Source organism: Gracilibacillus orientalis, from assembly GCF_900114645.1.
In the GTDB taxonomy this organism is placed as follows: Bacteria; Bacillota; Bacilli; order Bacillales; family Amphibacillaceae; genus Gracilibacillus; species Gracilibacillus orientalis.
In genome coordinates, this window is the sequence record NZ_FOTR01000018.1 from 1 (window position 1) to 13,713 (window position 13,713).

At 35.3% G+C, this 13,713-nt stretch carries 6 protein-coding genes; 5 read left to right on the forward strand and 1 reads right to left on the reverse strand.

The genetic code is table 11. From position 1 onward, the window contains the following. Window positions 1-209: 209 nt before the first annotated feature. Window positions 210-890 (reverse strand): helix-turn-helix domain-containing protein, encoded by a 681-nt coding sequence (locus tag BM121_RS20280; RefSeq protein WP_091486223.1) that lies wholly within the window; start codon window positions 888-890, stop codon window positions 210-212. 407 nt (window positions 891-1,297) lie between these two features. Between BM121_RS20280 and BM121_RS20285 the strand changes: the two genes are divergently transcribed. The 5 genes from BM121_RS20285 to BM121_RS20305 all read left to right on the forward strand — a co-directional run bounded on the left by BM121_RS20285 (window position 1,298) and on the right by BM121_RS20305 (window position 13,492). After that, entirely contained in the window at window positions 1,298-4,591 is a 3,294-nt protein-coding gene (locus tag BM121_RS20285) for a glycoside hydrolase family 2 protein (protein WP_091486226.1), read from the forward strand. Between the two features lie 26 nt (window positions 4,592-4,617). Beyond that, window positions 4,618-7,209, forward strand: coding sequence for an exo-rhamnogalacturonan lyase family protein (locus BM121_RS20290; RefSeq protein ID WP_091486228.1), 2,592 nt, complete (start codon window positions 4,618-4,620; stop codon window positions 7,207-7,209). 776 nt (window positions 7,210-7,985) lie between these two features. Continuing rightward, window positions 7,986-10,331, forward strand: coding sequence for an AraC family transcriptional regulator (locus tag BM121_RS20295; RefSeq protein ID WP_245780866.1), 2,346 nt, complete (start codon window positions 7,986-7,988; stop codon window positions 10,329-10,331). 11 nt (window positions 10,332-10,342) lie between these two features. Beyond that, window positions 10,343-12,847, forward strand: a complete 2,505-nt coding sequence (locus BM121_RS20300; RefSeq protein WP_091486231.1) for a glycosyl hydrolase — start codon at window positions 10,343-10,345, stop codon at window positions 12,845-12,847. 18 nt (window positions 12,848-12,865) lie between these two features. Continuing rightward, on the forward strand, window positions 12,866-13,492 hold the full coding sequence (locus tag BM121_RS20305; RefSeq protein ID WP_091486233.1) for a rhamnogalacturonan acetylesterase: 627 nt from the start codon (window positions 12,866-12,868) through the stop codon (window positions 13,490-13,492). Window positions 13,493-13,713: the final 221 nt, after the last annotated feature.

Below are 13,713 nucleotides of genomic sequence, written 5' to 3' on the forward strand. Positions count from 1 at the left end.
ATAAATCCCATTCACTTTTTGATGAAGATTTTCCATCTCCTCTAATAAAGTTTCATTTAGTTTATCCTCATCTGTTGGTGTTCGATTCAACCATTTATAATAGGAGGCACGTGCCACCTTTGCTATTTCGCATAATAACAGAATAGAAAAATTTTCTTCCTCGTAAAGTTGTTGAATCGCTAAATAGCGATTTTCTAAACGAACATGGGTTATGACCGCCCCCTTTCGATCTCCTCTAACTTTTTTAAAAAGGCATTCTCCGCTCGCAACCGTTCATTCTCTTTTTCCATCCGACGTATCTCTAACTTCATTTTTTCTTCCGGTGATAATTCTTCCTCTGTTTTAGAACGACCACGTCGGTCTTTTAACGCATCCCATCCACCAGCTTCATATTTTCGCACCCATTGATAGACTTGTTGGTAAGATACTTGATTGGCTACCGCCGTTTTATGATAATCCTTATGATTGGCTAAAGCGTCTTGTACAATCTCAATACGTTTCTGCCACGTGGTTTTTCTCCCTTTGGTCATAGAGCGACTCATTCCTTCCGGTTGTCCTTTTATTTCTCTATGACCATTATAATCTTTCATCCATTTTCTTAAAACAGATGTGCTGGAAATCCCATGCTTTTCTATGACATCTCTTTGTGAATAGTTACCTGAAAGGTAATCTGATATGGCAACTAATTTCATTTCTTTTGTGTAGGTTTTATTGTGGGAAGTTCCCTTTAAACCTTCCACACCGTATTTTTCCACCATTTTCATCCAATGCACAAGGGTGGTATTATGTACACCGTACTTTCGCTGGATCTCACTTAAGCTATATCCCAGATTTTCATAGGCATCCAATACTGTCCGTTTAAATTCAGCAGTATGACCTTTTCTGGACATAAAAATAACTCCCCCCAAGTAGCAGATTTTTATTTTTTAATCTGTCTACTTAGAAGGGAGCTTATCAATCTAATTAAAATGCTTGATTTCATGCGCTTTTTTTATGATTTAAACGAAGTGATTTTTAACTTATGTCCAGGACTCCCAAAAACGATGAAGTAGTTCACCATTTACCCAATGTACTAATAATAGTTAAATCCTTGGTTCGAATAAGTTAGTTTAAACAATTGCAAAAAAGTATTATTGTTGGAAAGGTTGATGAGTGCTATGATTTTTATCAAAACTATAAGGATTGAGGTGATTTATCTAGAAACGATAAAAAATGCTAACAACAAATTGTAAGCGTTTAAAATTTAATTACTAAGGTTAAAGAACTCTTATTAAAAACAGGAGGAAAAATACAGAATATGGGTAATTATGAGAAGCGTTTAGAAAAGGAAGTTCACTCACAAATTTTTAATTTTAACTATAGTTGGCAGTTTATACTTGCAGATAAATTTCCACTTAATGAGGCATTAGATGCATGGCAAGATGATAAAGGTAGATATTTTTATGAAAAAGATTATGAGGAAAGCGGTTGGGAGACTGTAGGGGTTCCACATACTTATAATGATAAAGATTTATTTGTGTCAAGAATTGAAGATGCAGGAAGTGGACAAAAAAGAACATTTTCTTTTTATAGAAAATGGTTCAGTCTTCCTTCTGAGCATAAAGGAAAGAACGTCTTGATAGAGTTTGAAGGAATCCGACAAACCTGTTATCTATATGTGAATGGAACGATGGCAGGTTATTACGAGGCAGGTGTTGGCCCATTTGGATTTGATTTAACACCCTATATAGATTTTGAAGGAGACAACTTGATAGCAATTGCTACTGACAATACATCCTCCAGGAATTTAGATGCATTTGTTGCTGAAACACCAAATGTAGAAGGTGCAATACCCGGTGGATTCTTATCATCTCAAAACCCAGACAATATGGATGAAAGCATCCGAGGTGTAGGATATTTTTGGAATGCGAATGATTTTAATCCCAGTATAGGTGGTCTTTCAAAGAATATACGGTTACACATTAAACCCAAGTTACATATAACACTCCCGATTTACAGTAATCTTCAAACAAAAGGAGTATATATATACGGGTCAGATTATGAGATTAAAAATAAAAAAGCTACTATACATGTAGATGTAGAGTTAAGAAATGAGAGTGACTCGGACAAAAATGTAACATTAGAATCTATCATTATCGATCATAAAGGTCATGAAGTAGCACGGATGTCTTCTGGCGAAATACAAATACCTAAAGCAAGAGAATTACCTAATTTGCCACAACAATCAATAACGCCAAAAGATGCCTATTCCAAAGAAGGTAACCAGTATATACCATTATTCGAAGAAGACGTCGAGCCTACAAAAACTGATTCATTAGAGGTAACTTTAGTGAAATCTAATGCTCTAGGTTCCAATCTACGGTTTTGGTCACCAGATGATCCATATTTATACACGGTTCGAACTTATTTAATATACAATGGAGAAGTTTTAGATCAAGTGACAAATGTTACAGGATTTAGGAAGGTTTCTTATGATTTCGAGAGTGGGTTGAAAATAAACGACTCTCGTGTATGGTTGACAGGATATGCTCAACGCGCAGCTAATGAATGGGCAGTTATTGGAACGGCACCAGATTGGCTGAAAGATATCGATGCCCAATTAATTCGTGAAAGTAATGCAAATCATATCCGTTTTATGCATGTGGCAGGTAGTCCAGCAGATATTCGATCGTTTGATCGTTCTGGCGTTGTTTGTACACAACCTGCTGGAGATAAAGAAAAAGAGAACTTTGGCAGACAATGGGATCAACGTGTCGAATTAATGAGAGATGTCATCATTTATTTTAGGAATAATCCTTCGATATTGTTTTGGGAAGCGGGCAATAATTCCATAAATAAAGAACATATGCGTGAAATGCGTTTATTAAAGGAGAAGCTTGATCCTACTGGTGGCAGATATATGGGGTGCCGTACATTAAATACAGAAGAAGTATTAAATGAAGCGGAATATGTAGGTACCATGTTAAACCGTCATGCTGGGCGTTATCAATCTGAGAAAATGCCAGTTACAGAGACTGAATATTTACGTGAGGAAGCCCCTAGACGTGTCTGGGATGATTTTTCACCCCCTGATTTTGATTATGATAATTTATGGTTAGGTCAAGGTGGCAGGAAACAAATTGGTGGTGATTGTCATGATCTTACTTCTGAAGATTTAGCTCTATATGCAGCAAAAGGGTATGCTGAATTTTTTAATGATCGGATTGGTGGAGCATCTGGGAAAAATCTTTATTCAGCAGCAGCGGCATTATGTTGGACAGATTCAGCTCAACATGGAAGGCAAGCAGCTAGTGAAAACGCTAGAATGAGCGGCCGCGTAGATCCAGTTCGTATCAAAAAACAAAACTTTGATGTATTTCGTACCATGCAATCACCAGTACCAATGATAAAAATTCTTGGACATTGGAACTATCCTTCTGAAAGTGATAGGAACTATCGTTATCCGGTTAAAGAATTTGACGGTACTTATTGGAGAAAAACGGGAGAATATAGCTACAGAAATCCAAAAGATAAAACGGTATATGTTATTGGTAGTTATTCCATCGCAAAAATAAAACTTTTTATAAATGGAGAATTTGCAGCAGAATGTGATAATACAATTGATACTTTTGTCTTTCCATTTCATCATATTGATATTACTCAATCTGGCTCAATTACAGCAAAAGCATATGATTATAATGGGAATCAAGTAACTACAGATACAATTGAAACGGTATCCCAACCTGCAAAATTAAAGCTTAAAGCACATGTTGGCGATCGAGGACTTTTAGCAGATGGAACAGATATAGCTTATGTTGATGTGGAGGTTTTAGATGTTAGTAATCATCGTCACCCACTAGCTGATGATCGGATAGATTTTACGATGGAAGGTGAAGGTTTTTTTCTAGGTGGTTACAATAGTGGGCGTTTCAATGGCTATGGAAAAGAAGATAGTGTGATTCATAAAAATTATGTTTTTGCAGAATGCGGAAAGAATCGAGTATTCATCCGTTCCACAAGAAATGCAGGAAAAATAATATTATCAGCAAAAGTAAGCGGACTACCTGAGGAACGTATTGAGATCCATAGTAAATCAATGGACACAGGTGCACTAACAGTTGATTTTCCACAATATCTTGAACCATTATATGCTGAGCACCCACCTGAAAATAGTTTTGCATTCAAAGCTATACCACAAGCCGATGCAGCTAAATATACGGAACCAGATGAAACATATTGTAAGGTCGTGGTAAATGGGCAAGAACCTAATACAAATGGTATTTTAAGTGTTTTTGAGCATGGAAGTGTTTATAGTCCAATTTTATTTATAATAGACAGCATGAAAAAAAATTACCCGCAATTATTTGACTATCAATACGATGAAGAGCAGGGAATTCTGACGTTCATTTCAGATGGTAAAACGATCATTGCCGAAAAAGGGCGTACACATCTTCTAGTAGATGGAGAAGAAAATCTATTAAATGGGGAGCCATATATCAATAAAGATGGTGTATTCATAGTAGAAATAAATGCTGTAATATCTTATATAAAAAATGTTGTTTCTTATTATGATGAGAAGGCTAGTTTATTCCGTATCGAAATTCCAAAATAACAATTAATGTTGAAAGGAGAAATAATATGGAAGGAAATGTATCTTTATCTTGGTTAGGAAAAAAACCTAAAATAACTACTGGAGTAACATGGGGAATCCCATGGGAAAAAGGTATGTTAAACAAAAAAGACCCTTTAGAACTAGTTGATGCAAACAATGTTGGAATCCCTCTTCAAAGTTGGCCTACTGCCTTTTGGCCAGATGGTAGTGTGAAGTGGACAGCACATGCTGTGTCATTGAAGGATGAAGTTAATACAGAACGCTTACAGATTAAAAAGGGTAACATAACGAAAGAAATGGATCCACTTAAGTTAGAGGATGGCTCAGACTCTATTTATATAAATACAGGCAAAGTGAGTTGCCAAGTAAACAAAAAAGGAGATACTGTAATTGGAGAAGTTTACTATGGGGATAATCTTGTATGTCAAGGTGGCTATTTAAAAGGCATACGAGAATCAAAAAATAAAACGGACGGAATAGTAACATGGAAGCAAGAAGAATTCTATAGTGAAATTAAAAATGTTGTAGTTGAACAAGATGGACCTATCAGAGCAGTAGTGAAAATTACAGGTAGGCACAAAATATATACAGATAAACGTGAATGGCTGCCTTTTACACTTAGGTTGTATTTTTATACAGGTCAAACTTCTATAAAAGCAGTTCATACATTTTTATATGATGGGAATCCACACAAAGATTTTATTAAAGGAATAGGAATAGACTTTAAAATTCCAATGAACGGCCCATTATATAACAGACATATAAGGTTCGCAGGTGATACCGGTATGTTTAGTGAGTCTCCCAAAGGTATGTTAACCTGGCGTACATCCGGTAGATATGAAGAACTTTACAAGGAGCAAATGGCAGGGAGATCTATTGAATTCGATTCTGAAGATCATCATTTTGTGGAATTGTTAGATGATTCTGCGACATGGAATAATTTCAAGCTAGTCCAAATTTCTGCCGACTCCTATACCATTTCAAAGCAAACAAGAGAAGAATTTGCATGGATTCGTGCTGTATCTGGAAAACGAGCAGGTGGCTTAGCATATGTTGGTAGTGAAACAGGCGGAATCGCTGTTGCTGTTCGGAATTTTTGGAAAAAACAACCGTCCTCTCTTGAAGTGAAACAATTATCTGAGCAAACATCCACTTTATCAGCATGGTTTTGGTCACCAGATGCACCATCGATGGATTTAAGACATTATGATTCAGAAACACACGTAAAATCATCTTATGAGGGTGCAGAAGAATTTCGCAGTACTCCTTATGGAATTGGGAATACAAGTGAGATAACAATTGATTTATTCAATAGTACTCCAGAACAGGAATTACTACAAACATTAGTTGAAGAAAAAGAATCCCCACCTTTACTAGTGTGTCATCCAGCCCATTACCATGATACAAAAGCGTTAGGGGTTTGGAGCTTAAAAGATGATAGTACCCCCATAAAAGCGAACATAGAAAAAGCACTTGATGAAGTGCTCCAATTCTATCTTGATGAGGTGGAGCAAAGAGGTTGGTACGGTTTTTGGGATTACGGGGACGTGATGCATAGCTATGATCCTATTCGACATGTATGGAAATATGATTTAGGTGGATGTGCTTGGCAAAACACCGAGCTAGCACCTAATTATTGGTTATGGTACATGTTTTTACGCTCCGGACGGGAAGATATATTCCGGTTTGCGGAAGCAATGACACGACATACGAGTGAAGTTGATGTATACCATTTGGGTGAATATGCAGGACTTGGATCAAGGCATAATGTGGTTCATTGGGGTTGTGGATGTAAAGAAGCACGAATAGGTGCTGCAGGACTTCATAAAATATATTACTATTTGACAGCTGATGAACGGATCGGTGATATTATGGATGAAGTAGTTAATGCTGATTATACAACAGAACACCTTGATCCAATGAGAGCATATTATACAAAGGATCATTTCCCTACTCATGTACGAAGTGGCCCTGATTGGGCAGCATTTTGCTCTAATTGGTTAACAAAGTGGGAACGATATGAAGATACTAATTTTAGAGATAAGATGTTAACAGGTATTAATTGTCTTAAAAAAATGCCTCATCGTTTGTTAACTGGTCCTGTTTTTGGATATGAACCAAGAACTGGAGAATTAAAATTCATGGGTAATGAAAATTGGGGTCATCATTTAATGATGAGTATGGGTGGTGCCCAAGTATGGATGGAAATGGTGGAGGTTCTAGAAGATGTCGAATGGAAAGACATGCTTGTTGAATTTGGAGAATTTTATAATCTATCAAACGAAGAAAAATCGCAAAGGACATCTGGAGCGATTCAAGGTGATAAACCGTGGGGAAGTTCCATGTTATCTTCATCATTAGTAGCATATGCTGCAGCAAATAAAAAAGATGCAGAGCTGGCAAAACAAGCATGGCAATATTTACTTGTAGATTCTACACACTGGCAAATAAAAACGCCATTAAAAGCTGAGAAAACATCAGACTATGTGAAACCAGTTGTAGAAGTGAAATCGATGTCAACGAATACAGCTTCCCAATGGTCTCTTAATTTAATTGTTTGTTTAGAACTAATTGATCAATATCTAGAGTCAGCGATGTTGGATGATGAGAAGTCTTAGTACGTAACTATATAGCTGCTAATAATTATGAAATGATCTGAATTTAATAAATTAGTATGGAAGGAATTTATCAATATATAGGTAAGAATGAAAGAAACCATATTCTTTTTATTTATAATGTAAGAAAGTATAAAATCCTTAGTATAACAGCGTTTTGTCTTATAGCAGCGAAATAAATAAAGAGTGTTTTGAAAGGTATAGAGTGCTGGGCACAGCTCCGGAAAAATGCTTCGCTTTCCGCGGGCCTGGCTTCAGCTAATTTTTTTAAATAAAATGAATTTTATTTAAAAAAATGGATCTTCAGCTCATGCTATTCCCGCAGGAGTCTTCGCATTTTTCCTGCGCTTTAAGATAGGCTCTACACCTATGGTGACAGCTAATATGTTGGCTTTTTATAGCGATAGAAAATAGGGTTCTACATGATGCAGTAAACGCAAAAATGATACTATATAATAAGTTGTAGAACATAACCATAGCGCAGGCCGACCGTTTCGACTCCTGGGGAAATAGCGTGATCTGAAGATCCACTTTGAAAAGTGTTTTTCTTTTCAAAGTTAGCTGAAGAGCATGCCCCCGGAAAGCGAAACGGTCAGCCGAAGCGGTTGCCGTAGCAGATGAAAACATTTCATCATTTCTAACTTGGTTAGAGTACATTATCTTGGTTTATAAACGAAAGGACCGGGTGGGCTTTCCCGGTATTTCTTAAAAACACCTTTTCCTCACAAGTGTGAAAGTGCTTACAATTGTGGTAAGATATTTTATGTGAGGTGAAGAAAATGAAAAACAATAAGTTTTTTTCAAATATGAAGGATTGGTTCGTTAGTCGTTGGCAAAGTAATTACTTTAGGAAAAGTTTCCTAATGATTTTATTTATCACTTCTATTCCAGGCATTATATCAGGTGTTGGAATCTATACATTTGGTTTAAGTTCTACAGAAAATGAATTGCGAAAAGTCCATTTAGAAGAAATAGATGAGCGTTCGCAAAATATTGATGATCAATTTAATTATTTGGAAGAATCACTTACCTATTGGGCATTTGAACCAACTTTTAATTATCACCTAACTTCCACGGATTTTGTTTATGACTTTCAAGTAACAAGAGAAATTATGAAAAAATTATTGATATTGCAAGGTAGTCAATCTCTTATAAGTGAGGTTAATTTGTTTATCGAAGCAGAACAAGGACCTATTTTATTCAATCCATATTTGAATCATATAAGCGAAGATGGAGTACAGAAAGCGTATCAGACTTTGTTGGAAGCTCCTAAAAATATTTCTTGGGATCACGATGAAGCATTTTTTCAACATACAGAATTTCCTAATAACCTGATCTTAACACACCAAATACCTGGGGTGATAAGTAGTCCGTTTGGAGCAATTATTGTTTCTATCGACAGTGAAAGTCTTAAAAGTACGCTTGAAACCTTAACACCTTATAGTAATGGGATTACGTTACTAATGGATGAGGATAATGATTTGTTGTTATCGACTGAAGAATCTGCAGAACATAACTTTACGAATAAGCTAGTCTCCATGTTTTCCAATCAGGATATATCTGATCATTCATTTCAAATGGATTGGGATGATAAAACATATTCGATTTCCTATGGTGCTTTTGATCGTGTTGGATCGCAGTGGACGTATGTCTCGGCAGCCCCAATATCAGCTATTACTTCACCAATTATTACGATTTCAAAAATAATTCTTATTGCCAGTTTGACTATTTTTGGATTAGCATTTTTACTAACATTATTTGCATCGAACCGTTTGTATCAACCTATAAGAAATTTGACAAGTAGTTTTACAACATCTAATCACTCAACAACAAAAGGAACAAGAGATGAATTTAAACAAATTCGTGATCGAATAGATACCTTGACATCTGAAAGTGAACAATTGGAAAAAAGAATTACGTATCAAATACCTCAACTAAGACAGAACTTCCTTATTCAGTTAACGAAAGGATTTTTATATGATTTTGACGAAAAGGCATTAAAGAAAAGAATGGAAAACTATCGGTGGAATGTAGAAAATCACTCGTTTGTATTATTAGATATTCAATTAACAGGCATGTATAAGAAAGAGGAACATAAGTATGAAGATGATAGTTTAATTGCTTTTGCTATGGCAAATATTGCTGAAGATTTAACGAAAGAGTACATGGATCAGTATACCGTACTTAATCAATATGATATGACGGCTACCATATTTTTAATAGTTCCTAACCAAATCACAAATTCGACGGAACTTTTAAAACAACTTGTCCATGATATTTCAATAGCTATCAACCGCGTATTATCGAGATATGTCACGATTACCATCAGTTCGAAGACACCGAAAATAAAAGATATTAATTACCTTTTTGAAGAAATAGGAAGAGTCAAACGTTTTCGAGATTTTAATAATCAAAATCAAATTCTTATGTTAAATGAAGTGGAAAAAGATGTGTCAGGTCAAAGATTATTCTATCCTTTTGAAATGGAAAAGGAGATTATACAGTGTATTAGAAGAGGTAAAGTGAATGAAGCGGAGGAGTTGATCCGTCCGTTCTTCGATGAGCTACTTGAAAACAGTACAAAAGAAGTAAGTGTTCAAGCTGGAATAATGCAATTATATAGTGCGATTCAACATGAAATATTACTTTCAGGTGTTGATCCGGTAGTTTTGTATAAAGGACGCAATATGTATGGAGAGTTGTCCCAACTTCGTGAAGTAGAATGGATAGTGAAATGGTTAATTGAACAAGTGATTACACCATATATCACCTATGTGGAAGATAATATGAACATGGAAATGAAAATGGTTGTCGATAAAATTGTTTCTTATATAGAGGAACATTACATGGAAGATATCTCACTTGAAAGTTGTGCGGATTATGTTGATACAACACCTTATACATTAAGTAAAGCATTTAAAAAAGTATATGGTGACAATTTTATAGATTACCTGACAAAAATAAGAATGAATAAAGCAAAAGAGCTGTTATTACAAACAAATATGAAAATACATGAAATTGCAGAAGAAGTTGGATACAGGCATAGTTATTTTAATAGAATATTTAAAAAACATGTAGGTTTGCCTCCGAGTCAATATCGTAAATCGAGAGCAAGTAATTCTTAGGAGGAATGTAAATGGATGCTTTATATCAACAATTTTTAAATCCAACATCAGAATTTTCACCAATGCCATTTTGGTTTTGGAATGATCGTCTAGATAAGGAAACATTACAAAACCAAATAGAAGATTTTCAAGATAAGGGTGTGGAAGGCTTTGTCTTACACCCGAGAATAGGTATTCCTGAACAAACAAAATATTTATCAGATGAATTTATGGAATATGTAAAGTTTGCCGTTGAGGAAGCAAACAGACGTAACATGCATGTTATTTTATATGATGAAGCGATGTATCCTTCCGGAGCAGCTAATGGAAAAGTGGTAGAAAAAGATCCTACATATGCGAGTAGAGGATTGTATGTTAAGGTCATTGATCCAATAGATCATGCAATGGAGATACCATTGCAAAAAGATGATCGCTTAGTGGCAATCTATTTAGCTGCTAAAAATGGTACAGACTGCTATCATGCAGAACAAATAAGCTGTATCTATCCTCTAAATGCACAGGTTGTGGAACTGAAAGATGAAAAAGTAATGATCTCTGAAGAGGTAATCGAATCATATTTTCAAGTAAACAATCGAAGAAAAGAAGATTACACCTGTATTTTTTTAATGGAAAGTTATACACAAGGTACCATTAGAGGGGTTCACAAGAATCAAGATGATGGACAAATAAATGCACCACGTTCAGCAGATCTCTTAAATCCAACGGCGGTGAAAGCATTTATCAACATTACACATGAGAGATACAAGGAAGTGGTAGGCGCATATTTCGGAAATACTGTTTTTGCGATGTTTACTGATGAACCAGATATTACAGGAAGAAACGCCAAACCAGGTTGTTTGCCATGGACTAAGGACTTTGAGAAATATTTATATCATGAGGGTTTACATATTGAAGACTTACCAGGTTTGTTTTTTGATATTGGTGAAAAAACAAAAAACGTAAAGCAAATCTACGAAAAAGCAATTAATAAGCGAATGCTAGAAACTTATTATATACCGATTGCAGAATGGTGTGAAAAAAATCATCTGTTTTTAACAGGACATCCTGCCAAAAGTGATGATATTGGTCTACAAAAATCCTTTACTATTCCGGGTCAAGATGTGGTTTGGAGATGGGTAGCACCTGAAAAAGAAAAAGGGATAACTGGTGAACACTCCACTGCCGCAAAATGTGGTAGTGATGCTGGTAGGCATTATAATCGACGTAGAAATTTGAATGAGTATTTAGGTGTTTGTGGCGTTGATAATAGTTGGAATCTTTCAGCATCTGACATGAAATGGTATACAGATTGGTTGGCGGTAAGAGGGGTGAATTTATTTTGTCCACATGCCTTTTACTATTCAATAGAGGGTGAAGAAAGAAGTCATGAACGCCCGCCTGATGTTGGTCTTAATAATGTTTGGTGGCCGTATTATCGATATTTCAGTACGTATATCAAAAGAATAAGTTGGCTTATGACAGATAGTGTCAATCAGGCAGAGGTAGCAATTTTATCTTTAAATAATCATATGCCATGGAAAGTGGCTAAGTATTTTTATGAGCATCAAATCGAATTTAATTATTTGCATGAATCCTTATTTGTTGATAATCAAATAGAAGTAAAAGGGGATCGTCTTCTCGTCGGTCAACAGTCATACCGCTCTGTAGTAGTTGATAATATGGATTTGTCATTATTTGATCAAACAGTTGTTGAACAATTAGAACAGTTTGTATCAAATGGAGGTAAAGTTTATTTCATTACTGACAATGTAGACAAAGAAGTTTTATCTACTGTTATTTATATATCCCCAACCGATGAAGAGCGACTAGAAATGCACTTTTCACCATATCGAAATGCAATAGTGCAAGGGGTTAGTCAGACAATCCGAATGACAAAAATAAAAAAGAGTGGTCGTTTGTTTTATTTTATAACTAATGAAGGTGATGTTCATTATAAAGGGAAAATACAATTTGTCTCCGATCAACCGACAAAAGAATGGAATCCCTGGACAGGTGAAGCTCGGTCTTTAATCAATCAGAATGATAAGGAATATTTGCTTGAGCTTCCACACCGAGAATCGATTATTTGGTGTGTAGAAGACGACGTTGCTTCTACTAAAAAACAAACATGTAATCAAGTAGTGGAAATTAATCCGAACCTACTTGTACAAGACAAAGCAAAGGATGTTTGGAATAGATCAGAGTTGTGTGATTGGAGTAAGTGTGAGGATCTTCAACATTTTTCAGGTACGATTGAATACCAATTTGTTTTTCAATATGATGGTGATAAATTGGATGAGATAGTTATTGATTTAGGAGCTGTTTATGAAATAGCGGAGGTAACGCTCAATCATTCAAAATCAGAAGTGAAAATGTGGGCGCCATATCATGTATCATTTCCAGGAAAAATAGTAAAACAAGAAGAAAACTTACTTCAAGTTCGTGTCACTAATAACAGTGCCAACCTTATGGACAAAGAATTATTACCATCTGGATTGATCGGTCCCGTTAGAATAATAGGGAATAACTATGAATAAAAGAAAAGGGCTGAGAGAATGAAGGCACGACTATTCTTAGCAAGTGATTCTACATGTCAAACTTATCAGGAAAAAGATGCTCCACAAGCAGGATGGGGACAGTTTTTACCAAACTATTTAAAAGAATATTCCGTATTCAATCATGCAATTGGTGGCCGAAGTTCGAGGACGTTTATCGAAGAAGGTAGATTAAAAGAAATCGAAAAAAACATTACAGAGGGAGATTATCTCCTTGTCCAAATGGGCCATAATGACGCAACAAAAGAGAAACCGGAAAGATATACAGAAGCCTATATAGATTATAAAGAATATTTAAAACAGTATATAGAAGTTGCGAGGGTAAACAAAGCAATACCAATATTGATAACACCAGTTGCCCGATTGCATTTTGTTTCTGGCGAATTTTTAGTCGATTTTGGTGATTATTGTAATGCCATGAAAGAAGTTGCAGAAGAAGCGGGATGTCCATTAATAGATTTAATGACGTTGAGTATTCATCATCTAACAGAAATAGGATTTGATGAAGCAAAAACATTATATATGGTCGATGTGAATGGGACGGACCATACTCATTTTACTGCAAAAGGAGCGGATCAAATCGCAATTATAGTTGCAAAACAATTACAATCCATTATAATATCATAACTAACTGTGATAAAATCCCCGTACTTATGCAGTATGGGGATTTTTCTCTAATAAATATAACAAGTTGGAAGAGATGAGAAGAAATTCTATGGGAAACAACTAATACAATTTCGCAATGGTGTATCAATACGATTGATTGTTTGGAAATTTTATAGTATAGAACATATAATACCAGCTTGCAAAAAAGTGTTATATCGAAAAAAAAGTGTTAAAACAGAATT